Genomic DNA, 21,931 nt, shown 5'->3' with positions numbered 1-21,931 from the left:
CCGCCCCGCCTCAGGAGACCGACCTGCCGAAGAACTCCAGCTCCGCGACGGCCACCTGCTTGCGCGGGTCGGCCCGCCAGGCGGTGCGGAGGACCAGGCGGACCGAGAGGGCGTCGCGGACGCGGAGGTCGACGCGCTGGGTGCCGCCGTCGTTGATGAGGTGCTGGGAGACGTGGACCTCGCCCGACGCGTCCTTGACCACGAGCTCGAAGGTGCGCGGGGTCGCCTGGCCGTCCGCCTGGGTGGTGTTCTTCGAGCTGCCCGGGGTGATCAGGAGGCTCAGCAGGTCGGTCGGCTCCGCGAACGCCGCCTCCAGGTACTGGCCCGCCGAGTCGCCCGCGTACCCCGTTCCCCACCAGGTGTTGGAGTAGCCGTCGCCCGCCAGTTTCGGGTCCTGCCCCGGCGCCGCGTGGGAGGCCGTCCAGGAGACGGGGTGGACCGGGACCCGGGTGGCGAAGTGGTCCTGCACCGCGCGGGCGGCCGGCGGGCCGCCGAACACGCCGCCGACCACCACGGCGGCGATCCCGGTGGCGATCAGGGCCCGGACGACCCAGCGGCTCCGGTCGCGGGCGAGGCCGGGGCGCCGGCCCGCGTACGGGCCCTCGGCCGTGGAGAGCCGCTCGGGGACCATCGGCGTCGCACAGAAACGGCAGAAGTGACGGCCGGGCGTGTTCGCGAGCGAGCAGGCCGGGCACGGGGTGCCGCCCTGGACCGGGGCCACCGCCCCCGCCCCCCGTGTGACCGGGCGCGCCGCCTCCGGGCGCGCCGGGAGCACCGGGGCCGCGACCGCCGGGTCCCGGGGACGGTCTCCCGGGACCGGGACCAGGAGCGAACGGGCCACCGTGTCGGAGGAGGACGAGGAGGACGCGGAGGCCGGGGCGGGCGCGGAGGCCGGAGAGGCCGGGGCGGGTGAGGGGGCCGCGGAGGGGGCGGGCGCCGCCGTCTCCGGAGCCCGCTCCTCCACGGGACCCCGGCCCGTCTCCCGTACCGGGGGTTCCGCCGTCGGGTCCACCACGGGCAGGGGCGTGGTGACCTCCTCGGAGCCGACCTCCGGGCCGGTCCCGGAGCCCGCCGCCGCGGTGTCCGCCGGGCCGTTCCCCGGGGCCGCCACCGGGGTGTCCGCCGGGGCCGCCGACGGGCGGGCGGGCGCCGGCTCCTCGCGGGGCGTCCCGGCCGGGGCGTCCCAGCGCAGGAACGCCCCGCAGCTGTCGCAGAACGACTGGCTCTCCGCGCGCACCGGACTCGCGCAGTCCGGGCAGGGGCGGGACGAGGGCGTGTCACTCATGGGGTCGAACTCCTTCGGGCGTACGGGAAGTGGTCACCGCGACCGTGAACGGCAGGTGCGCGGGGCGGGCGGCGGCCACGACCGCGCGCAGCCGCTGCGGATCGACGGAGGCCGGGTCGGCGGTCCGCAGGACGACGCGCAGCCCGGCCACGGGCTCTCCGGGGAACGGGCCGAGCGGACGGGCGGACCAGCTCGCCCCGCCGCTCTCGGTGATCTCCGGCGGAACGCCGAAGGCGAGGCGGACCGCCGCCGCGAGCCCCTGGCGGGTGCCGCGCACCCGGTGCAGTGCCACGGCGGAGGCGACCGCGTGCCGGCGCAGCGCGAGCGGCTCGGTGCCCTCCAGCTCCGCGCCGACCCAGGTCGCCAGGTAGTCCACGAAGTCGGCGGGGGCGAGCGCGGGGGAGAAGTACGCCTCCAGCGAGTCCAGGACGTTGAAGAGCGGCGCGAGGACGACGTCCAGGCCGGACACGAACCGCTGCCCGAAGTCGTCCTCCGCGTAGACGGCGGGCAGCGCCGCCCCCAGCGGGTACGGGGTCGCGAGGCCGGGGACCGTGCCCCGCGCGGAACGGCCCGCCGTGCCCCGCGCGGAACCGTTCCCCGGGCCTTCCGCGGCGCCGCTCACCGGGCCTCGATCACACGGACGCGGTGGTCGAAGGGGAAGAGCAGGGCCGACGGCGCCAGTTCGATCCGGTCCGTCGTCTCGCCCCGCCGCCCCGTCAGCGGATCGGCCGGGTGCAGCAGCACCTCGTCCACCAGCTCCACCCCCGGCACCCGCTGGAGCGCCGCGAAGACCTCACCGGCCCGCAGCGGGCGCCCGAACGGCCACCCCTCGCCGTGCGCCCCGCCCGTCAGCGGGTCCAGGTACGCGTACAGCACGTCCAGGGCCTCGGCCCGCACCCGCTCCACCTCCGCCGCCCGGAACGCGTGCAGCGTCGCCACCACCGTCACCCCCTGGTAGAACGGCGGCCCCACGGCGAGCCGGGTGCCCAGCGGGCGCCGCTCGTCCAGGAAACCGGTCACCCGGGACAGCAACTCCTCGCCCGGGACGAGCTGTTCGAACCGCAGCCGCCCGCCCCGGTCCGGCACCGCCTGCGGCACCACCAGGACCCGGACCGCGTTCTCGCCCGCCTCGGCCGCGTCCGCCGCCAGACAGGCGATCCGCGCGGCCTCCGGCGCCGCCCGCCGGGCCAGCTCCTCGTAGTCGCGCGCGGTCACGGCCCGCTCCTGCGCCCGCAGGGTGACGGGCGCGCGGGTCTTGGCCTCCTCGACGGTCTCCCCGTCCACCCCGCCCCGCGCCGCCTCGCGGTTCTCGACCCGCGCGATGTACGGGATGGAGCTGCGCAGCACGCTGATGGTGGAACGGGCCACGTTGCCCGCCCGTCCGCCCCCGGTGCCGTAGCGGGCCGCGCGGATCGCCGCCCCCTTCGGCGGTACGGCCCCGAACTGCCGCATCGTCCCGTCCGGTTGGCGCACGCTCGGCCCGAAGGCGATCTCGCCGGTCGTCGCGTCCAGGGTGAAGTGCCGGTCGCCGGGACGCGAGGACGCGAAGTCGTGGACGGCGGTCCACTCCGACCAGCCGGACTCCGGGTCCTCCCCGTCCCCGTCCCCGCCGTCCCCGCGCTCCGCGACCTGGAGCAGCAGCGGCGGCCGGTCCACGACCGGGGCGTGCGCGAGCCGCACCCGCTGCCCCGGCACCCCCTCCGACTCGCCCAGGAGCTCGTTCCGCACCGTCTCGGCGTGCGCCGCGCGGACCGTGCCGCCGATGGTGAACGCCCCCGCCGCCCGTACCGTCGGCGACTCGCTGTACGACGGCAGCCCCTCCGCCGGCTCCACCACCCGGCAGCGCACCCAGCCCGCCTCGTGCCCGCCGAGCCGCGAGAGCGCGTGCCCGGACGGCATGTGCAGCACCACCTCGCCCGGCCGGTTGAGCCCGCCCGTCGTGTCCTCGTCGACCTCGCACGCGGTCCAGCCGTCGGCCGCCGACCACGCCTCCCACACCAGCGGCGGCCTGCGCGGGTCCACGCCGACGCCGTCCACCCGGCTGTCCAGGTCGAGCACGAGCACGCAGTCCGGCACGGCCGCCGAGAGTCCCAGGAGGAGCAGGTCGCCGACGCGCGGCAGCGGCGAGAAGGCCGGTACGTCCTCACCGCCCTCCAGGGCCGGGAAACGGTCCTCGGGCGCGCCCCCGGCCTCCTGGCGCAGCAGGTGCGTCAGCGTGCAGGGCACCACGGTCAGGTCGGCGGTGGTCGCGAAGACGACCGCCTCCTCCGTCTCCGTGCGCCCGGTCGACACCTCCGTGCCGGCGGGCAGCAGCACCGGCTCCGACTGCGGCGCCGAGAGCCGGAACGTGATGTCGGCACGGGCGGCGGCCGGCGGGAAGAGCGTCACGCCGAGCAGGTCGAGGAAGGCCAGGTGGTTCTTCTCCGGGACCCGGTTCAGGCGGTAGACGAGCTGGTCCGCCATGTGCGCGACGGCCTCGACCAGGGTGACCCCCGGGTCCGAGACGTTGTGGTCGGTCCACTCGGGACACGCCTGCTGGATGTAGCGCTTGGCGTCGTCGACGAACTGCTGGAAGCGCCGGTCGTCGAGATGGGGTGCGGGCAGGGCCATGGCGGCTCTTTCAGTCCTCGGAGGGGATGACGTAGAAGGGGAAGACGAGGTTGCGCGGGTTGTTGGCGCCGCGCACCCGGTAACGGACGTCGATGTACAGGGTGGTCGGCTCCCCGGGGGCGGGGGCGACCACGACGTCCTCCACCTCGATGCGCGGCTCCCAGCGGTCGAGCGAACTCATCACCGCGTACCGGATGCGCCCCATCGTCGTGTCGTTGACCGGAGCGAACACCAGCTCGTGCACCGCGCAGCCGAATTCGGGGCGCATCGGCCGCTCGCCCGGTGCCGTGGCCAGCACCAGCCGCATCGACTCCTCGATCTCGCGGTCGCGCCGGACCAGGGCGATGGAACCGCTCGGCCCGGTGCGCAGCGGGAAGGCCCAGCCCGCGCCGACGAAGTGCTCACTCAAGGGAAGGTCCTCCTCGGAGGGTCGGGATCGGAAGGGACGTGCGGAACGGCGGGGCGGGAACGGCCGGTCAGAACGGCAGGTTCGCCACGACCGGGTTGGGCATCGGGACGGTCGAGGTGACGAAGGACGGGGCGTTGACGACGGCCTGGGTCACCGCCGACACCTTGAACTTCGCCCCCGCCTTGATGTCCACGCCCAGCCCCGCGCTCAGCTCGATCCGGCCCACCGCCGAGAGCTTCAGGTCCGTCCCCGACTCGACCGTGACGCCCCGCGCGCCCGTGATGGTGACCGTGCCGTCGCTGTCGATGGTCAGGGTGGTGCGGGCCTCGTTCAGCTCGACGCTCAGCCCTCCCTTCGAGGTGCGCAGCCGGATGCCGTGCGAGGCGCGCGTCCGGCCGCCCTCCTCGCGCAGCTCCACCGTGTGGCCGGTGCGGGACGTCAGGGCGCGCCACTGCACCCGCCCGCTCGTCGGATCGACGGGCGGGACCCGGTCGGTGGCCGGGGTGTGCCGGTCGATGCCGTTGTAGAGCCCGGCCAGGACGTACGGGTGCTCCAGGGAGCCCCGGTCGAAGGCGCACAGCACCTCGTCGTCCACCTCCGGCAGGACCAGCCCGCCGCCCCCGCGCCCGCCGAGCTGCGCCACCCGGCACCAGCCGCTCTCGTACGTCGCCGACAGCCACGGGAAGCGCAGCCGGACCCGGCCGAGGGAGAGGGGGTCCTTGGTGTTGGTGACCAGCGCGACCGCCACGCCCGGCATGGGCGGCGCCGGCTCGCCGCCGCCCGAGGCCGTCCCGTACAGCGAGCGGAACTGCCGGCCCGACACGGTCAGCCAGGTGGTGAACTGCCGCCCGGAGGCGAAGACATGGCGCACCCCGGTCGCGGTGTACCGGCCCTCGAAGGGGAAACCGGCGCCCTTCACGGCCACCGGCTGCCCCGGCTTCAGCGCCGGGTTGCCCGTGACGGCGACCTCCACCTCCGCGAACGAGCCGGTGACGTCGTCGGCGAGCGCCGCGGCCGCCTGGCTCACCTCCGACTGGGTCGTGAACGGCGTTCCCGTGGCGGTGAGTTCGGACGCGCCGAAGAGCGCGGACAGCTGCGCCGGGGTGATGTCGGAGACGATGTCCCGGCTCGTCGCGGCCGGCGTCGGCGCGGTCAGCGCCTGCTTGGTGCGCGGGTCCCAGCCCCGCACGTCGACCTTCCCGACCTGCCCGGCGGCGGTCACCGACACCCGGCTGTGCAGCGTGTTGGACCCGAAGTCCAGGACGTACGGGCTGGCGGCGGCCGGCGTGGTGTCGGAGGGCGCGGTGGAGGCCGGCGGCAGCGCGGCGAAGACGAGCCGGCCCGCCGGGTCCAGGGACAGCCGGACGTCGTTCTCCCGCGCGAGCCGGGACAGGAAGTCCCAGTCCGTGATGTTCGGCTGGGTCGCCAGCTCGTACACGGTCGGCGTGGCGTCGACCTTGCCGATCGGGATGCGGTTGAGCCCGGCGAGCTTCCGCACGATGTCGGAGGCCGTCATGTTCGGGTAGCCCTCGACGCGCCGGTTGCGCAGCAGCCGGTGGCCCGGGTCGTAACCGCGCAGGATCAGGTACCGGCCGTGGCCCGGCGCCGCGTCCACCTCGACGGCCGTGACCTCCCCGGTCAGCATGGGCTCGCCGAGCCGCCCGTCGGTGAACGGCGAGAGCACCGCCATCGCCCCGACCTTGAGGTACGGGAACTTCTCGGTGAGGGTGCCGTCCTTGTCGCTGAACGTCAGCTGGAACGCGGACGGGACGTTGACGCTGGCGTCCACCCAGCCCTCGGTGAGCCGGACCGCGAGCGGGTCCGGCAGCGGCGTGCCGTCGAGCTGCACGTGGAGGACGGTGGTGAAGGTCTTCTCGCTCATGGGGCGCCCTGGGTCTCCGGCATGTCGGTGGTGGACGGGAGCAGCAGTTCCGTGCCGGGGCGCAGCCGCATCGGGTCGTCGATGCCGTTGGCCTCGGCGATGGCCCGCCACCGGGTCGCGTCGCCGTACTCCCGCCAGGCGAGGGAGGCGAGCGAGTCCCCGGCGACCGTGCGGTGCGCGCGGCGCGCCGAGAGCGCGCCGGAGGTCGGGTTCTGCTTCTTGGTCGCGGTGGCGACCTCGGTGAGGGAGAGCGAGCAGGCGGCGCGGATCGGTATGCCACTGGGGCTGAAGAGGGTGTACGTCGCGGAGACCGAGGTCACGTACGCGACGAACTGCACGGTCGAGAACGACCCCCAGGAGAACTCCACCCACGGCGGCGACGGCGCCTTCGCGTCGATGCTCTGCCGGGTCACCTCGCAGCAGGACAACAGGAGTTCGACCTGCTGCTGCACGTCGTTCGAGGAGGGGTCGTCGGACCGGTCCAGGAACACGTCGAGCTGGAGCCGGGCCGGCTCGCTGCCGGTGAACTTCGGCGGCGCGCCGCGCGTGTACGCGACGGCCGGTTCGGTGTGCCACTTCGCGGACCGGCTCAACTGGAGCTGTTCCGGGTTGAACTGGAACTTCACCTCCCCGATCCGGCCGCCCATGGAACCGCCGAGGTCCGTCGGCGGCTGGTGGATGGAGAGCGAGGCGCGCGAGAGACCGCGGGCCACGCCCATGAGGGGAGCCATCTCAGGCGCCTCCCGCGTCGGTGAAGCCGTGGTGCGCGATCTCCAGCGTCTCGGTGGCCACCGCCGGACTGGCCGGGTCGAGCGTCGGCCCCGTCCAGCGGACCGGCAGCACCTCGACCAGGCCCCACTGGGCGACCGTCGACCCGTCCGCGCGCAGGGCCGCGATCTGCGCCGTCGGGCGGGTGATCCCGGTCGCGAGCGACGAGATCCAGGTGGCGACCTTGGCGGTGTCGGCGGTGAGGGGGCGGGAGAGGCGGATCGTGGAGAAGGTGACGCGGGTCGGGAGCTGCCAGACGAAGCCGTTGTTGCCGCCCTCCCGGCGCTGCTCCACCTCCACCTCGGAGGAGAGGCCGTCACAGCCGTTGAACAGGCCGAGGTCCTGGCCGTCGATCGTGAGCTTGAAGAAGACGGTGGACGCGGGGTCCGGCTGGGTGGGCATGAGGCGGTTCTCTCGGGTCGGCGGTGCGGGAAGGGACGGGACGGGGGGCCGGGACGGACGGGGCGGGGCGGGTTCCGGCGGTCAGTGACCGTGGTCCCGGAGGCGGCCCACCCGCTCGCGGTCGGCGCGGAGTTCGGCGCGCAGGAGCCGCGAGAGGGGAGTGACCAGGCGACGGGCCAGCTCGTCGAGCTGCGTGGGCGACGCGGTGTCGGGGGCGGCTTCCGCATCGCGCTGCACCGAGGGCGGTGCGGACGCGGTGCGGGCGACGGGAGCGGGGTCGGCCGGGGTGGAGGGGGCGTTGGGAGCGGCCGGGGGCCGCCGGGACGCCGTCCGCCGGAGCGGGACGGGGGCGGGCGCCGGTGTGGGCGCGGGCGCGGTCTCGGGGGCGTTCCGGCGCTGTACGACCACCGGTCGCGCGACCGGCCCGGCGGGGGCGGGCGCGGAGAGGGGGACGACGGGCCGGGGGGCCGGGGAGGAGGGGACGGCGCGCTGGACGGCGGGTGCGGGCGTGCGCGGGGAGAGGGGGACGACGGGACGGGGCGCGGTGGGAGCGCCGGAAGCGGCGCGGGGCGCGGGAGCGGTGAGGGGAGCCGGGGCCGGAGCGGCGAGGGGCGTGGGGCGGTGCGGGAGGCGGGGGCCGGGGGCCGTGTTCGCGGGGGCGGGAGCGCCCGGGAGGCCCGGGGCGTCCGGGAGACGCGGGGTCAGCGGGCGGCCGGTGGCCAGTGGGAGCGAGACGCGCCGCTGGACCGGGGGAGTGGAGGAGCGGGGGAGGCCGGCGGGGGTGACCAGGGGGACGGGGGGTCCGGCGGGCGCCGTGGAACGGCCCGGGGACCGGCGGCCGGGCGCCGGGGCCGGCTCCTGGCCGGAGGCGCGGGAGGGTTCCCCGGCCCGCGGTGCGGCGGGCACCGGCCGGGACGGGTCGGGAACGGGCGTGCGCGACGTCTCCGGAGCGCCCGCTCCGGGTGCACCGGGCGCGGCGGCGGCCCGGGAGGACCGCTGGACCGGGCCCGGGAGGGGGCCGGTGCCGGGGGAGCGCGGTGCGGCCGGGGCGGGCGCGGGCGGTACGGGGGCGGACGGAGGCGGTACGGGGACGACCGGAAGCGCGGCCGGGGTGGACGGAGGCGGTGTCGCCGGGGAGGCCGTGGCGCGCTGGACGGGGGCCGCCCCGGAGGGACCGGGGGCCGTGGCCGGCCGCGTGAGGGGCGCCCCGATCGGGGAGCGCCGCGGCACGGGGTTCGTTCGCGCCGCCGGTACGTCGCCGGTGGTGCGCCGCACGGGGGCGCCGAGTCCGGGCCGGGCGGGGGACGGGGCGGCCGGGGACGGCACAGAGGTGGTCGGGGCGGTGGCGGCCGGGGTGCGCGGAGTGGCCGGGGACGGCGCGGGGGAACTCGACGCGTGCGGGGTGGCCGGGGTGTGCGGAGCCCGTGGAGCGGCCGGGTTCTCCCGGAGCGGCTGGACGGACGGATGCGCGGGGGCGGCGCCGGTCGCCGGGCCGGTGCGGCGGGACGGGGCCGCCTTCGCGGTCTGGACCACCGGGTGCGCGGAGGCCGCCGGGCGTGCGGGAGGCGCGCCGGGCGCCGGGCTCTTCTGGACGGCCGGGCGTACGGGAGCGGCGCCGGGCGCCGGGTTCGTCCGGGCGGACGGAGCCGCCTGCGGGGCCCGCCCCGCCGGGCGCACGGAAGTGTCCGAAGTCGTCGGGGTCACGGGCGGGGTGGCGGGCGCCGGGCTCTTCGGTGCCGACGGGGGCAGGGGCGAAGTGGTGGGGGCCGGACTCTTCGGAGCCACGGGCGGGATGACGGACGCCGGGCTCTTCGGTGCCGTCGGAGCCACGGGCGGGGTGGCGGACACCGGGCTCCTCGGAACCGTCGGGGTCACGGGCGGAGTGGCGGACGCCGGCCTCTTCGGGGCCTGCGGAGACGCCGGGGACCCGGATGCGGAAGGAGCGACGGGTTCCGGACCCGGCTTCCTCTGGACGGCCGGAGTCGGCCGGGCGGCCGGGGACGACGGAGACTTCGCCGGCGCGGGCGCGGTGTTCCCGGCCGCCGGGCGCGCGGACGCGGCCGGGGACGCGGGGGACGCGGTGGGGGCCGGGGCCTTCCGGTCCGCCGGGTGGGGCCGGGAGGCCGGGGCGGCGTGACGCGGAGGCGCGACCGGAACGGCCGGCGGTGCGGGTGCCGGGTCCGGCGCGGGTGCCTGGGGCGCGGAGGCCGTCGTGCTCCAGTCCGCGCCCGGGGCGCGCCGTGAACGGCGCACGGCGGGGCGGCGCTGGACCGGAGCGCCCGGCGTGCCGCCGGAAGTCCCGGGCCCCGCGGGGGAGTCGGGGCCCGGGACGATCTGGGGCCGTTCGGCGGCCGGGGGTTCCGGTGCGACGGCGGGCCGTGCGGCCGTGGGCGTCCCCCCGGCCGCGGGTGCGGGCGAGGGCGCCGGGAGGGCGGGGCGGGGAGTGCCCGCCGGGGTCAGGAGGCGCGATGCCCGGACGGGCGGGGCGGAGACCAGCGGCGAACGTCGTGCGGGCCTTCCGCCGGTGGGGCCGGGAGTTCCCGCCACGGCCCCGCGCGCGGGGGTCACCGGGAGACGGGCCGGAGCGCTCCCGGACGCGGCGGCACGCTGGACGGACGGGGACGCGCCGGAGGAGCCCCCCGCGCGCACCGGGCCGCCACCCCGTACCGGAGCGGCGGTCCCGCCCCGGACCGCGCGCGGTCCTCCGGCCCCGCCGGCCGGGTCCGGGCCGGCGTCCGGTCCCGCGTCCGTGCCCGGGGCGACGGACCGTGCCACCGGCAGCCGCAGTCCCGGCAGTTCGGGGGCGGCGCTGCCGGCGGCCGGACGGACGGTCCGCGCCGCGTCCAGCAGGACGCCGGCCGGGGCGTCCGGGAGGGCGCCGTGGCCCAGGTCGCTCTGGAAGGACGGGTTCCAGTGGGTCGCGAGGGAGGAGGCGAAGCCGTGCTCCGCCACGGTGCGCGGCGCGTCGAGGACCCGCTGCACCGGCGGCAGCGCCCGCCACGCGTCGCCGGACGCCGTCCCGGGGGCCGCGCTCCCCGTGGAAGCGCCCGCCTCCACGGGAGCGTCCGCCCCCGTACCGCGCGGCTTCCGCGTCCGCCACTTCTCGAACATTCCCACCGTCTCCGACCTCCCTTCCCGTCCTGCCCCTGCTCCGGCCCGAGGGCCCCGACCGCGTCCCCGGTCCCGGCCCTACGCCTGCGACCGCTCCACCAGCGACGCCACCTGCGCCACGTAACGGCGCCGGTCCGCGTGCTCCAGGTCGAGGATGGCGTCCATGCCCCAGTGGAAGTGGAAGGCGAGGTACGCGGTCTCCTCCTCGATCCGGTCGGCCGCGTACGTCACGATTCCCCCAGGCGGCTCCCGGCCAGCTCGACCTCGAAGGACTCCTCGCAGTGCGGGCACGCGACGGCGGCCCTGGTGTGGCCCTCCGCGTTGATCTGCCGGTAGAAGTCCTGGAGGAACGCCAGGTCGGAGGCGAACATGTTCTCCACCGTCCCGTCGTGGACCGACGGGAGCGTGCCCAGCCGGGTGATGACCCGGCCGAGCAGCACCACGGACAGGTACGCCGGGTTCTCGCGGACCCGGATGTCCCGCAGCGGGACCAGCTCGTCCCTGGCCGTGGCCAGCCGCATCGCCCCGTTGCGGTGCACGGTGCCCGCCTCGTCGACGAACCCGCGCGGCAGCTCGAACTCGAACTCCGTGCGGAGCGGCTCGTGTGGGCGGTCCTGCTGCGTTCCCGCCGATCCCTCGCGTCGCATCAGCCGAGCGTCAGCTCTTCGAAGGTGATGGTGACCTGCTCGGTCAGGGCCGCCGCGTCACCGGCCTTGGTCGCGCTCAGCTCCACCTTGGTGCACCAGGCGTTGCGGAGGTTGTACCGCTTCACCTCGTTGAGCTGGTAGTCCAGGAAGATGATGGACGCGTCCTTGCGGGCCGAGCCCATGTCGCCGGCGATGGAGGACGAGATCCACTCGGTGAAGGCGGCGGACTGCGTGGCACCACGGGTCACCGTGCACTCGCCGGCCTTCTTCACGCCGGGGAGCTTCTTGATGATCGGCTTGCCGTCGGCCGAGACCTGCTGGAACTCGATGACGTCCTGCTCCATCGAGAGGCTGCTGACCTCCTGCAGGGTCTCGACCATCACACCGTCGATCTGCAGGCCGAAATTGTGGGTGGTGAGGGCGTCACCGGTGTCGAGGGACATGAGGGGTCACTCCTGTTCGGGTGGGAACCGCGGGGCCGGCTCGCGACGGCCCCGCACGGTTCCGCGGAGGGGTGGGGCGGGGGAGGGGTGCGGGCGGGGCGGCGGGGCGGAGGTCTACTCCTCCAGCTCGCCGCCGCCGCCCTGGAACTGCGCCAGGCGGAAGACCACGAACTCGGCGGGCTTCACCGGGGCGATGCCGATCTCGCAGATCACGCGGCCGAGGTCGATCGACTCCGGCGGGTTGGTCTCCGCGTCGCACTTCACGTAGAAGGCGTCCTCGGCGCGCTGGCCGAACAGGGCGCCCTGGCGCCACTCGTTGACCAGGAACGCGGAGATGTTGCGGCGGATGCGGGCCCACAGCGACTGGTCGTTGGGCTCGAAGACGACCCACTGGGTGCCGACGAGGATCGACTCCTCCAGGTAGTTGAAGTAGCGGCGCACGTTCAGGTACCGCCACGCCGGGTCGGACGCGAGGGTGCGCGCGCCCCACACCCGGATGCCCCGGCCCGGGAAGGCGCGGATGCAGTTCACGCCGATCGGGTTGAGCAGGTCCTGCTCGCCGCGCGTGATCTGGAGCTCCAGGTCGACCGCGCCGCGCACGATCTCGTTGGCGGGGGCCTTGTGGACACCGCGCTCGGAGTCGTTGCGGGCCCAGACGCCGGCCATGTGGCCGGACGGCGGAACCGTGCGGGTCTGGCCGGTCGCCGGGTCGAACGACTTGATCCACGGGTAGTAGAGGGCCGCGTACCGGGAGTCGTAACCGGCGACCTCCTGGCGCCACTTGCGGACGTCGCGGGCGTTCAGGGCTGGCGGCGGGTCGAGGATCGCCATCCGGTCGCCCATCAGCTCGCAGTGCGCGATGAGGCCGAGCTGCACGGCCTTGACCTGCTCCAGGTCGATGAGGCCCTGCTGGTAGGCGGCCATCAGGTCCGGCACGGCGACCATGTTGATCTCGTCCAGCGCCTCCAGACCGCCGAAGCCGGTACGGTCGGCGGAGTCGCCGATGAACTGCCCGGACTCCAGGGCGGCGGGACCCGCCGCCCGCGCCGCGACCGGCACGGGGGCCTGCGCCGGCGGGGCGAGGGTGACGGCCTGCGCGTCGGGCCGGGTGAGCTGCCCGCCCGCCGCGGCCTCCTCCAGGACGATGGTCCTGGAACGCTGCTTGACCTGCGTGACGACGTAGTTGCGGGCGCTCTTCTTCGCGGAGGCGTCGAAGCTCTCGACGACCTTCTCGCCGTCCTTGACGACCAGCTTGAAGCGCTCGGTCTCGCCCTCGACGTCCTGCACCTCGACGGTGAGCGCCCCGCCGGCCTCGGTCCCGGCCGTCAGGGCGGCGACCCGGAAGGAGCCGAGCGCCACGGCCTCGCCGGCCACCAGCTCGCGCGGCGCGTCGGCGGCGACGGCCTGCGCGGCGCCCTGGGCGTCCCCGCCGCCGACGCGCACGACGTACGCGGCGCTGCCCCCGTTGTTGAAGAAGCCGTACACGGAGTGGGCGAGGTAGTACCCGTCCGTGAAGTCCCCGAACGCCGCCACGTACTGGGACCAGTTGGTCACCAGGACCGGCTCGTTGAGCGGCCCGGCGGGCGCGAGCCCGACGAACGCGGCGACGGAGGTCCCGACCCCCTCGATGGGGCGGGAGCCGCTGGCGACTTCCTCGACGTAGACGCCGGGGGACAGGTACGTGGGCATGGGTGTGGTGCTCCTAGGAAGTGAGGGGCGGTTCAGGGGTTCGGGACGATTTCCCCGGGCCGTGCGGTGTTTCCCGGAAAGGGCGTCCGTGCCGGGCGGTCGTCCCGGACCGTCCTCGTGACGCCGTGGTGCGCCGCCCTCATCCCGCTTGCCCTCCCCTGCGTTCCCGGCCGGTGGTCGTACGCTTCCGACTCTCGCCGGACTCCACCGCCGCGACCAGGGAAGAAGGGGCGCTCACGAGGGCAGTGGCGGTTGCCCTCGCGGACACCGCCCTCCGCTCGCACGCCCGCGGAGGACCACCGGGCCCGGGAGGGCCGGGGTGCGGGGACGACGGGGGCCTTCGCCTCCACCGCCCGTACGAACCGGTTCCCGCGAACCGGGCCGTACGAACCGGGTCGCGGAACCCGGCCCGTGCGAACCGGGCCGTACGGACCGGCCCGTACCCACGGGACGAGACTGCCGGGCGGGCCGGCGGGCGGGGAGGCGCGCGCGGGAAACCCCGGGGGCAGGCCCCGGTGCCCTTTCGCCCGGTCGCCCAGGGGGTTCCCGCGCGCCCGGGGCGGGTAGGCGTGCCCTCGGCACCGGCACCGGCACCGGCACCGGCCGGGCACGGGCTTCGGCGCCGGCGGCCGCGACGTGCCTCCGTTCCGCGGGGCGGTCCGGCCGGAGCCGTACGGCCGGGCGGAGGAACCCCCTTGGTGGCGCGGCCCGCGCGTGTAAAGGTACGACCCGGGGGCACGCCCCGGTCACGGCCGGAACCGCCCCCCTGGACCGCCCCGGAGCGCGCGGAGGCACGTCGCGCTGCCCCCGAACAGGTACGTTCGGGCAACCGGACGCCGCCCCTTCGCCCCTAGCCTTCGCCCATGACCATGTGGACCTCTCTGGACCCGGCCGAGGTGACCGTCGAGCCAGGGGCCCGGACCTCCGCCCGCCTGCGGGTGCGGAACACCGGCGACACCGTCGAGGAGTACCGGCTCTCCCTGGTGGGCAGGCCCGCGGGCTGGTCCCGGGTGGAGCCCGACGTCCTGCGCCTCTACCCGGGTGGCGAGGGGACCGCCGAGATCTCGTTCGCCCCGCCCCGCTCCTCGGACGTGGAGGCCGGGCCCGTCGCGTACGGCATCCGGGTCGATCCCCGGGAGAACTCCGGCGCCCGCGACGTGGTGGAGGGGCGGCTGACCGTCACCCCCTTCACCGAGACGCGCGCCGAAGTGCTGCCGCCCGCGCTCTTCGGCCGCTTCCGCGGGCGCGCCCGCATCGCCGTGGACAACCTCGGCAACACCCCGCTGACCGCCTCCCTGGTGGTGCGCGACGAGGCGAACCGGCTCACCTTCGACGTACGGCCGAACGCCGTGCAGATCGCCCCGGGCCGGGCCGCCTTCGGCGAACTCGTGGTGCGGCCCCAGGCCGTGCGGTGGACCGGCTCGGAGGAGTCGCACCGGTTCACCGTCGCCGTCCGGCGGGCGGGCGACGACACGGCCCTCGACCTCGACGCCACCTTCGACCAGCGCCCCGTGTTCGGGACCTGGCTGGTGGTGGCGGGCGGACTCCTGATGACCGCCGTGATCGCCTTCGTCGCGCTCTGGCTCGGCTTCTCCCCGAAGGTCGTCAGCGCGGCCAAGGACCTCGCGTCGACGGGCGCGCCCCGCCCCGCCCCGCAGGGCGACGGGACGGCGCTCCCCGCGGCGCCCCCGCCCCCGGAGGGCGTCCCCACGCCCGGCGGGAACCAGCCCGGCGGCGGAACCCCGCCGCCGGTGGGCGGGGGGACGCCGCCGCCCGCCGGGGGGGACCCCGGTGCGGGCGCCCTGCCGGGCGGTGCGCCGACCGGGGAGCCGGCCGGGGGCGGACCGGCTCCCGGCGGATCCGGCAACGGCGGGGGTTCGGGAAGCGGGGGCGGCGCGCAGCCCCCGGCCCCGCCCGCTCCCGCCGTGACCGTGCCACCGTGGAAGGCCGGGTACCCGAAGGACGACGTCGTCGCGTTCGCGCAGGCGCGCCTCGCGGCCCTCGGCAGCAAGAACCGCTGCACGCTCAGGCCGCCCTGGACCAACGGCGTGATCGACGGCCCGACCCGGGCGTCCCTCGTCTGCTACCAGCACCTCGTCGTCGACACCGGCAAGGAGACGAACCAGAACTCCGCCGCGATCTTCAAGACCGACAAGGAGGGTGAACTCGGCCGCGCCACCCTCACCTCGCTCTGGGTCCAGGGAGTCGTGGCCGGGAACCTGAAGTCCGGCAGCAGCAGCTGGGACACCACCCGGGTGGTGGCGGCCTTCTGGTGGGCGTACAACCACGAGCACAGTCCCACGGACCTCACGCGGGACCGCGGCTACGCCCGGCAGGGCATCGCCTACTTCACCACCGGGAAGACGGAGCCCTCCCGCTACGACGACAACGTCACCAGGTACGTCGGCCTGTACCAGCAGGCCGTCGGCCTGCCCGCCACCGGCGTCGTCGACGGGCCGACGCTCCACCGGATGCGCGGCGGCAGCGTGATGTGATCCGGGAGCGGGGCGACCCGCCCCGGACCGGAGGAGGGGGCCACCCGCACGGGTGGCCCCCTCCTCACGTCCGCTCCCCGGCCGTCACGGGGCCCAGGGCAGGCCCGCGTCCGGCACCAGCCGGCCCGCCTTGCGGTACTCGCGCCGCGCCCCCGCCCGTACGTCCGCGCCGGTCACCGCCGAGCCGCGGGCCGCCGCCAGGTAGCCGGCCGTCACCGCGGCCGACCGGATCGCGCCGCCCGCCAGCTCGAACTCCCGGGCGCAGCGGTCGATCTCCGCGTCCACGTCCGCCTCCCTCGGCGCCCCCGCCAGGCAGGAGTGCCAGAGCGAGACCCGCTGCCCGGGATCGGGGAACGGGAACTCCACGACCAGGTCGAGCCGGCGCGTGAACGCCTCGTCGATGTTGGCCCGGAGGTTGGTGGTGAGCACCGCGATCCCGTCGAACGCCTCCAGCCGCTGGAGCAGGTACGCGCTCTCCAGGTTGGCGTACCGGTCGTGCGAGCTCTTCACCTCCGAGCGCTTCCCGAAGACCGCGTCGGCCTCGTCGAAGAGCAGAACGCAGTCCGTGCGGTCCACCTCGGTGAAGATCCGCTCCAGGTTCTTCTCGGTCTCCCCGACGTACTTGTCGACCACCGACGACAGGTCCACCACGTAGAGGTCCAGGCCCAGTTCGCCCGCGACGACCTCCGCGCCGAGCGTCTTCCCCGTGCCCGAATCACCGGCGAACAGCGCGACGACACCGCGTCCCCGGCCGCCCCCGGTCCGCAGCCGCCACTCGCCGAGCACCCGGTCCCGGTCGCGGGCCCGCCCGGTCAGCTCGCGCAGCAGCGCCACCGGCTCCGGGGGCAGCACGAGATCGGCGAACCCCACGGCGGGCCGCACCCGCCGCGCGTGGCTGTCGAGCAGCGGCGCGGAGACCAGCCGGGCACTGCGCCGCACCTGCGCCGGATTCGGGCCGGCGCCCTCGAACGCGGCCAGCGCCCGCGCCGAGCGGGCCGCCCGGCGGATCTGGTCACCGCTGAGACGGTACGGAGCGGTGACCTCCTTGAGGTCGAAATCGCCCTCCAGGGGACCGAGTTCGCGCTGCCACAGGTCGTCGGGGGCCGTCGTGCCGTCCGGCGCGTCCAGCGCGAGCAGTTCGGCGTCCGGTGCCCACCGGGGGTCGGGTGCGTCGGTGCCCGCGAGGACCACGGTCACGGCGGACGAGGCCAGCGCGCGCACCAGCGGCCCCGGCCCCGCCGGCAGCGGCTCGACGACCACGGCGGCGCCGCGCAGCCGGGCCTCGCGCAGCAGCGCCCGCCCCACCGGGACGTCGACGGACTCCGGCCGGTACCGCAGCACGGGCCGCCCGGCGTCCCGCAGTGCGACCACCACGGAATCGGCGCCGGACCCGGGAACCCGCTCCCGCAGGTGCACGGTGACGGGCCCAGCGGCCGCGACCCGCGCCCCGACCGAGGCGGGCCCCGGAGGCGTCCCGGCGGTCTCGGGCGGCAGCAGCTCGACCCCCGCGCCGATCAGCGCGGCGTCGAGGCGGCCGTCGTCACCGAGGAGGTGCGCCACCACCCGTTCCGGCACGCGCAGCGCCCGCCCCGGCAGCGGCCGGTCCTCGTCCTCGACCTCCAGGAGTCCGCCGGAACGCAGCGGCGCGGCCGGGTGGAAGCGGTCGCGGCCGGCCGGATCGTGGGGGCCGGTGCCCGCGAGGTCGAGGGCGAGCGCCACGGTGGCGCGGCGCCGGCCGACGTCGTCGTTGAGATAGCCGTAGAGCGTCTCGAACCCCCGGTCCACCTCGGGCGCGAGCGCCACGACGAGGAGGTGCGTATCGAGCGGGGAGAGCCCGAAGGCGCGCGCGAGCGCGTCCGGCCGGTCCGTCCCGCCGGTGCCCGGCGGCACGACGCCCCCCTCCGGTACGGCCGGGGGCGGACCCGCCGCGGCCCGGCGGGCCGTCTCCCCGGTGACGTACAGGCCCCGCAGCGGATCGCCCGCCGTGGGGTCCCCGGCGCTGCGGGCCTCCACGAGGGCGGCGACCCGCTCGCGCAGGGCGGCGATCCGTTCGAGCACGCCGCCCCCGAGCGGGCGGTCCGCGTCCGTGGTGCCGGTGTCAGCGCCGGAGGCCATGCCCGTCCCCGTCCTTCCCGCCGGGAACCGCCGCTCCCGGCGCCGTCCCCGTCCGCCGCGGCATCCGGATCCCGGAGCCGTCCGGTACGCCGTCGATCCCGCGCACGATCAGGCCCGCGCCCTCGGTGACCGGCGGCGCCGGTTCGTGCACCGGGGCGACCGGGAACGGCGTGACCACCACGACGTCCAGGGACGGCTTGAGCTCGCCGCCCAGCGCCGACCAGATGTCCGCGAGCGACCGCGACTCGGCCGGCGGCACCGCGACCGAGAGCGGGAGGGCCGTGGCGATCGGGCGCACGGACTCCGGCACCGCGTCCCCCGACAGCGCCTCGTGGGGCAGCAGGAGGGCGAGCGCGCCCGCGAGCAGCCGGTGCTCGTCCTCGGGCCGCGAGGTCCAGGCGGTCACCAGGTACGAGAGCCGGAACCAGCGCGGGGGCCGGCGCAGGCGCGTCACGATCCCCCGGGCGTCCCGCTCGGCCAGCGTGCCCCCCTCGCGCCGCGTCACCTCCTCCCGGATGTCGTACAGATAGGCGTTCAGGGTCGGTTCGTTGCGGCGGGCCGCCCAGTCGCGGGTCGGCGCGTCGAAGGCGACGTCGCCCGTGACGGCGGGGGCGAGGAGGCGGCGCAGCGCCTCGTCGATCTCGTGGATCATCAGATGTAGCCTTCGCGGAGCGCGTACGCGACGGCATGCGCCCGGTTGGTGAGCTGGAGGCGCGTCATCAGCGCGTGCAGGATGTTCTTCACGGTGCGTTCGGAGTAGGCGAGCTTCTCGCTGATCTGCCGGGTGTCCAGGCCCTCGGCGAGCAGCCGCAGGACGTCCACCTCGCGCGGGGCCATCCCGAAGAGCGGCGCCGTCCCGCCGGCCGCCGTGCCCGCCGCCGTCGCCCGCCGCAGCCGGCCCACCTGGTTCAGCAGGCGGCTGACCAGGTCCGGCGGCAGTTCTCCCTCGCCGCGCGCCGCGCTGTGCACGGCGCTCAGCAGCCGCTGCTCGGTGGCCTGGTGGCGCCAGATGATGGCGCGCACCCCGTACTCGACCACCGACAGCAGGTCCGGTTCGCGCAGCTCGCCCGCGACGAGGACGACGCGCTGCTCCCGGCCGCGCAGCAGGCGCCGCAGTTCGGCCGTGGTGGGGTCGTCGATCCGGTCCGCGAGCATCACGGCGACCGCGGGGGCGGAGGCGTTCCGTTCCCCGGCGCTCCCGGCGCTCCCGGCTCCGCCGTCCCGCTCCCCGCCGTCCGGCTCCGGTACGACGTCCAGGGACGGCTGGTGCCGCAGGTGGCTGATCAGCCCGGCCCGGCTGAGCGGATCGGACGCGTGGACGGTCACCGTCACCCGTTTGGTGAACACTTCCGCTACCTGCCCCTTCTCACACGCCCCGGCCGCACGGGCGCGGTCGGGTGCCCGGGTACGGAGGACGAGACGGCCGCGCGGGTGTCCCCCGGCCGGTGTCCGGCACGGGGCGGTCCTCCGCGGTCTGGTGTCCGTGGCCGGCGCGCCGGCCACGATGGTCCCCTCCACCTTGGCGCGCGGTGCTCACGTCCCGCTGCCGTCGCACTAACGCTCCACTGACGCCGGGATCCGGCCAACTGATTCGGGCCACGCTCCCTTTCCGGGCCCGGAGGCCGGCCGGGTGCCGCGTCACCGGTCCCGGTCCCGGCTCCGGTCCCGCCCGGCGTCCCGGCGTCCCGGCGTCCCGGCATCCCGGCGTCCCGGCGGAGGAGCGTGCCGCCTCCGCTTCCGGGAGCGCGGCACGCGGTTCTATGGTGGGCGGCGCAGATCGCGCGGACCGCGCGGTCCTCCGCGGGCACGCGTCCGATCCGGCGGCCATCCCGGCGGCGGGGTCGCACCCGCACGACACGAACGAGGAGTTCCATGGACATCGCCGGCTCCGCCGCTCTCGTCACCGGCGCCGCCTCCGGCCTCGGCGCCGCCACCGCCGCCGCGCTCGCCGCGCGCGGCGCCGCCGTCTACGGCCTGGACCTGGACAAGGCCGTGGCCGCCGCCGGACCGCTCCCCGAGGGCGTCCGGCTGCTCGCCGCCGACGTCACCGACGAGGAGCAGGTCCGCGCGGCCCTCGCCGCGGTCGACGCCGACGGCGCCGTGCTGCGGCTCGCCGTGAACTGCGCCGGCATCGCCCCCTCCGCCCGCGTCCTGGGCCGCAAGGGACCGCACGACCTCGACCTGTTCCGCACGGTGCTCGACGTCAACCTGCTCGGCACCTTCAACGTGATGCGGCTCGCCGCCGAGGCCATCGCGCGGCACGAGCCCGACGAGCACGGACAGCGCGGCCTGGTGGTCAACACCGCCTCCATCGCCGCCTTCGAGGGCCAGGTCGGCCAGATCGCGTACGCCGCCTCCAAGGCGGGCGTCGCCGGCATGACCGTCACGGCCGCCCGTGACCTCGCGCAGTTCGGCATCCGGGTCGTCACCGTCGCCCCCGGCATCGTCGACACCCCGATGATGGCCGGATTCGGCGAGGACGTCCGGGCCGGGCTCGCCGCGAGCGTCACCTTCCCGCAGCGCCTCGCCCGTCCGGAGGAGTACGCCCGCCTCGTCACGATGGTCGTCGAGCACGACTACCTCAACGGCGAGACGATCCGCATGGACGGCGCGCTCCGCATGACCGCCCGCTGAGCCTCCGTACCCCCGCGAGGGCACTGGGTGCCGTATTCCTCCGGCACCTAGTGCCGCGCCGGGTCCGTCCGGGTGTTAGGTTCGGGCCATGGGAACAGGGTCGACGAACTCCACGAAGCCCGCGATGCGGGACTCCCTCATCGCCGCGGCCTTCCAGCTCTTCCTGGAGCGGGGCTACGAGCAGACCACCGTGGACGACATCGTGACGCTCGCGGGCGTCGGCCGGCGGTCCTTCTTCCGGTACTTCCCGTCGAAGGAGGACGTGGTCTTCCCCGACCACGAGCAGTGCCTCGCCGACATGACCCGCTTCCTGGCGGCGAGCGCCGACTCCGACGACCCGGTGGCGCGCGTCTGCGACGCCGCCCGGCTCGTCATGCGGATGTACGCCGAGAACCCCACCTTCTCCGTCCAGCGCTACCGGCTCACCCGCGAGGTGACCGGGCTGCGGACGTACGAGCTGTCGGTGGTCTGGCGGTACGAGAAGACCCTCGGCGACCACCTGCGCGCCCGCTGGGCCGACCGCAGGGACGGCACCCTGCGCGCCAACGTGGTCGCGGCGGCCGTGGTCGCCGCCCACAACCACGCCCTGCGGCACTGGCTGCGCTCGGGCGGCGAGGGCGATCCGCTCGCGGCGGTGGACGGGGCCCTGGAGTTCGTGCGCGCCACCTGGGGGCCCGCCCCGGCCGCGGCCGCCGAGGAGACGGAGGACGTGGTGGTGGTGATCACCAAGCGGTCCACCCCGATGTGGCGCGTGGTGCGCGAGGTGGAGGCGAGCCTCGGCGAGGGCTGAGGGGCACCGGGGCGGAGCCGGGCGGGGGCCGGACGGAGCCGGACGGGGGCCGGACGGGGGCCGGGCACGCCGGAACGGGGCCGGACGGCATTCAGGGTTCTCGGTATCTTCAATTGAGGGAACTCAGGTCTTTATTTGATGGCACTCAGTGCCATATCTTTGCCTCGTGCACGGTCGAGCCGTCGAGTGCAAGGAGAAGGCATCGTGTTCCACACGGGATTGAGGAGCGGGACCGCCGTCCAGGCCGAGGAGTCGGCCCCCGACTCCGAGCTCTACTTCCAGCGCTGCCGCTGGTGCCACACCACCACGTTCCAGCGGCTGCTCTGTCCGACCTGCGGGTCGACCGACCTCGCACCCGAACTCAGCGACGGAGAAGGCGTGATCTCCGTACGGCGCGGGGTCGCCGCCGCCGACGCGGACCTCTGGCCGGTGCACATGACGGAGGGCTTCGTGGTCCGCTGCCGGGTCGACGGACCGCTGCACGCGGTGCGGCCCGGAGTCCGGGTCAGGCTCGCGTCGGGCGTCGGCGTGTCCGGCCGCAGGCCGGTCGTCCGGCTCTGCGAGGAGGTTCCGCTCGACGGCTGGATGTGAGGGGGACCGGTTCCGCACCGCGCGAAAGGGGCGGTCGGGTGGCACAGAGTGCCACCCGAC

General features: G+C 76.0%; 20 protein-coding genes. 5 read left to right on the top strand and 15 right to left on the bottom strand.

Annotation, left to right across the window (positions count from 1 at the left end; genetic code table 11):
* Nucleotides 1–10: 10 nt before the first annotated feature.
* From ACFYZY_RS21045 to ACFYZY_RS21010, 8 genes are all read right to left on the bottom strand, one after another.
* Nucleotides 11–1,285 (bottom strand): NADase-type glycan-binding domain-containing protein, encoded by a 1,275-nt coding sequence (locus ACFYZY_RS21045; RefSeq protein WP_388696228.1) that lies wholly within the window; start codon nt 1,283–1,285, stop codon nt 11–13.
* Nucleotides 1,278–1,907, bottom strand: a complete 630-nt coding sequence (locus tag ACFYZY_RS21040) for a phage tail protein (protein WP_388696226.1) — start codon at nt 1,905–1,907, stop codon at nt 1,278–1,280. Before ACFYZY_RS21040 ends, ACFYZY_RS21045 begins: the two co-directional genes overlap by 8 nt.
* Complete coding sequence (locus ACFYZY_RS21035) at nt 1,904–3,895, bottom strand: putative baseplate assembly protein (RefSeq protein WP_388696223.1); 1,992 nt, start codon at nt 3,893–3,895, stop codon at nt 1,904–1,906. The genes ACFYZY_RS21040 and ACFYZY_RS21035 overlap by 4 nt, the downstream gene beginning before the upstream one ends.
* A gap of 10 nt (nt 3,896–3,905) precedes the next feature.
* Nucleotides 3,906–4,304 (bottom strand): GPW/gp25 family protein, encoded by a 399-nt coding sequence (locus tag ACFYZY_RS21030; RefSeq protein ID WP_388696221.1) that lies wholly within the window; start codon nt 4,302–4,304, stop codon nt 3,906–3,908.
* A gap of 67 nt (nt 4,305–4,371) precedes the next feature.
* The gene (locus ACFYZY_RS21025) at nt 4,372–6,186 is read right to left on the bottom strand and encodes a VgrG-related protein (protein ID WP_388696218.1); all 1,815 of its coding nucleotides are present in this window, start codon (nt 6,184–6,186) and stop codon (nt 4,372–4,374) included.
* Nucleotides 6,183–6,917 (bottom strand): LysM peptidoglycan-binding domain-containing protein, encoded by a 735-nt coding sequence (locus tag ACFYZY_RS21020; protein ID WP_388696215.1) that lies wholly within the window; start codon nt 6,915–6,917, stop codon nt 6,183–6,185. Before ACFYZY_RS21020 ends, ACFYZY_RS21025 begins: the two co-directional genes overlap by 4 nt.
* A 1-nt stretch (nt 6,918) precedes the next feature.
* The gene (locus tag ACFYZY_RS21015; protein ID WP_388696214.1) at nt 6,919–7,356 is read right to left on the bottom strand and encodes a phage tail protein; all 438 of its coding nucleotides are present in this window, start codon (nt 7,354–7,356) and stop codon (nt 6,919–6,921) included.
* An 81-nt stretch (nt 7,357–7,437) separates the two neighbouring features.
* A complete protein-coding gene (locus tag ACFYZY_RS21010; protein WP_388696212.1) occupies nt 7,438–8,262 on the bottom strand; it encodes a hypothetical protein in 825 nt (274 codons plus the stop codon).
* A 277-nt stretch (nt 8,263–8,539) separates the two neighbouring features.
* On the opposite strand from ACFYZY_RS21010, the gene ACFYZY_RS21005 reads away from it, so the two are divergent.
* Nucleotides 8,540–9,493: a hypothetical protein gene (locus ACFYZY_RS21005; protein WP_388696209.1), complete on the top strand. Its 954-nt coding sequence runs from the start codon at nt 8,540–8,542 to the stop codon at nt 9,491–9,493.
* A 1,052-nt stretch (nt 9,494–10,545) separates the two neighbouring features.
* Here ACFYZY_RS21005 and ACFYZY_RS21000 read toward each other — a convergent pair.
* From ACFYZY_RS21000 to ACFYZY_RS20985, 4 genes are all read right to left on the bottom strand, one after another.
* On the bottom strand, nt 10,546–10,698 hold the full coding sequence (locus ACFYZY_RS21000) for a DUF6760 family protein (protein WP_382505224.1): 153 nt from the start codon (nt 10,696–10,698) through the stop codon (nt 10,546–10,548).
* A complete protein-coding gene (locus tag ACFYZY_RS20995; RefSeq protein ID WP_388696207.1) occupies nt 10,695–11,114 on the bottom strand; it encodes a hypothetical protein in 420 nt (139 codons plus the stop codon). The genes ACFYZY_RS21000 and ACFYZY_RS20995 overlap by 4 nt, the downstream gene beginning before the upstream one ends.
* Nucleotides 11,114–11,557 carry a phage tail protein gene (locus ACFYZY_RS20990; RefSeq protein WP_388696204.1) on the bottom strand — a complete coding sequence of 148 codons (444 nt, stop codon included), beginning with the start codon at nt 11,555–11,557 and terminating at the stop codon, nt 11,114–11,116. The genes ACFYZY_RS20995 and ACFYZY_RS20990 overlap by 1 nt, the downstream gene beginning before the upstream one ends.
* Nucleotides 11,558–11,671: 114 nt before the next feature.
* Entirely contained in the window at nt 11,672–13,246 is a 1,575-nt protein-coding gene (locus tag ACFYZY_RS20985; RefSeq protein ID WP_388696201.1) for a phage tail sheath family protein, read from the bottom strand.
* Nucleotides 13,247–14,109: 863 nt separating this feature from the next.
* Here ACFYZY_RS20985 and ACFYZY_RS20980 point away from each other — a divergent pair.
* Nucleotides 14,110–15,741, top strand: coding sequence for a hydrolase (locus ACFYZY_RS20980; RefSeq protein WP_388696199.1), 1,632 nt, complete (start codon nt 14,110–14,112; stop codon nt 15,739–15,741).
* Between the two features lie 84 nt (nt 15,742–15,825).
* Here ACFYZY_RS20980 and ACFYZY_RS20975 read toward each other — a convergent pair whose 3' ends face one another.
* Genes ACFYZY_RS20975 through ACFYZY_RS20965 form a run of 3 tightly spaced genes read right to left on the bottom strand, consistent with a single transcriptional unit; the run spans nt 15,826 to nt 19,203 of the window.
* On the bottom strand, nt 15,826–17,856 hold the full coding sequence (locus ACFYZY_RS20975; RefSeq protein ID WP_388696198.1) for an ATP-binding protein: 2,031 nt from the start codon (nt 17,854–17,856) through the stop codon (nt 15,826–15,828).
* A complete protein-coding gene (locus ACFYZY_RS20970) occupies nt 17,840–18,508 on the bottom strand; it encodes a DUF4255 domain-containing protein (RefSeq protein WP_388696196.1) in 669 nt (222 codons plus the stop codon). The genes ACFYZY_RS20975 and ACFYZY_RS20970 overlap by 17 nt, the downstream gene beginning before the upstream one ends.
* A complete protein-coding gene (locus tag ACFYZY_RS20965) occupies nt 18,508–19,203 on the bottom strand; it encodes a LuxR C-terminal-related transcriptional regulator (protein ID WP_388696194.1) in 696 nt (231 codons plus the stop codon). Before ACFYZY_RS20965 ends, ACFYZY_RS20970 begins: the two co-directional genes overlap by 1 nt.
* A 525-nt stretch (nt 19,204–19,728) precedes the next feature.
* On the opposite strand from ACFYZY_RS20965, the gene ACFYZY_RS20960 reads away from it, so the two are divergent.
* The 3 genes from ACFYZY_RS20960 to ACFYZY_RS20950 all read left to right on the top strand — a co-directional run bounded on the left by ACFYZY_RS20960 (nt 19,729) and on the right by ACFYZY_RS20950 (nt 21,871).
* Nucleotides 19,729–20,490 (top strand): SDR family NAD(P)-dependent oxidoreductase, encoded by a 762-nt coding sequence (locus tag ACFYZY_RS20960; protein ID WP_388696191.1) that lies wholly within the window; start codon nt 19,729–19,731, stop codon nt 20,488–20,490.
* 88 nt (nt 20,491–20,578) lie between these two features.
* Nucleotides 20,579–21,280, top strand: a complete 702-nt coding sequence (locus ACFYZY_RS20955) for a TetR/AcrR family transcriptional regulator (protein ID WP_388696189.1) — start codon at nt 20,579–20,581, stop codon at nt 21,278–21,280.
* Nucleotides 21,281–21,484: 204 nt separating this feature from the next.
* Nucleotides 21,485–21,871, top strand: coding sequence for a zinc ribbon domain-containing protein (locus ACFYZY_RS20950; protein WP_388696186.1), 387 nt, complete (start codon nt 21,485–21,487; stop codon nt 21,869–21,871).
* Nucleotides 21,872–21,931 lie beyond the last annotated feature (60 nt).

The organism is Streptomyces sp. NPDC001744, assembly GCF_042892575.1.
Taxonomy (GTDB): domain Bacteria; phylum Actinomycetota; class Actinomycetes; order Streptomycetales; family Streptomycetaceae; genus Streptomyces.
Note: the sequence above shows the minus strand (reverse complement) of the source record. Positions and strands in the feature narration are given on the sequence as shown.

Coding starts and splice junctions, on each gene's coding strand:
- ACFYZY_RS20975 (WP_388696198.1), bottom strand. CDS start 17,856: ATGGCCTCCGGCGCTGACACCGGCACCACGGACGCGGACCGCCCGCTC.
- ACFYZY_RS21025 (WP_388696218.1), bottom strand. CDS start 6,186: ATGAGCGAGAAGACCTTCACCACCGTCCTCCACGTGCAGCTCGACGGC.
- ACFYZY_RS21015 (WP_388696214.1), bottom strand. CDS start 7,356: ATGCCCACCCAGCCGGACCCCGCGTCCACCGTCTTCTTCAAGCTCACG.
- ACFYZY_RS20955 (WP_388696189.1), top strand. CDS start 20,579: ATGGGAACAGGGTCGACGAACTCCACGAAGCCCGCGATGCGGGACTCC.
- ACFYZY_RS20985 (WP_388696201.1), bottom strand. CDS start 13,246: ATGCCCACGTACCTGTCCCCCGGCGTCTACGTCGAGGAAGTCGCCAGC.
- ACFYZY_RS21035 (WP_388696223.1), bottom strand. CDS start 3,895: ATGGCCCTGCCCGCACCCCATCTCGACGACCGGCGCTTCCAGCAGTTC.
- ACFYZY_RS20990 (WP_388696204.1), bottom strand. CDS start 11,557: ATGTCCCTCGACACCGGTGACGCCCTCACCACCCACAATTTCGGCCTG.
- ACFYZY_RS20960 (WP_388696191.1), top strand. CDS start 19,729: ATGGACATCGCCGGCTCCGCCGCTCTCGTCACCGGCGCCGCCTCCGGC.
- ACFYZY_RS20995 (WP_388696207.1), bottom strand. CDS start 11,114: ATGCGACGCGAGGGATCGGCGGGAACGCAGCAGGACCGCCCACACGAG.
- ACFYZY_RS20970 (WP_388696196.1), bottom strand. CDS start 18,508: ATGATCCACGAGATCGACGAGGCGCTGCGCCGCCTCCTCGCCCCCGCC.
- ACFYZY_RS21045 (WP_388696228.1), bottom strand. CDS start 1,285: ATGAGTGACACGCCCTCGTCCCGCCCCTGCCCGGACTGCGCGAGTCCG.
- ACFYZY_RS21020 (WP_388696215.1), bottom strand. CDS start 6,917: ATGGCTCCCCTCATGGGCGTGGCCCGCGGTCTCTCGCGCGCCTCGCTC.
- ACFYZY_RS20980 (WP_388696199.1), top strand. CDS start 14,110: ATGACCATGTGGACCTCTCTGGACCCGGCCGAGGTGACCGTCGAGCCA.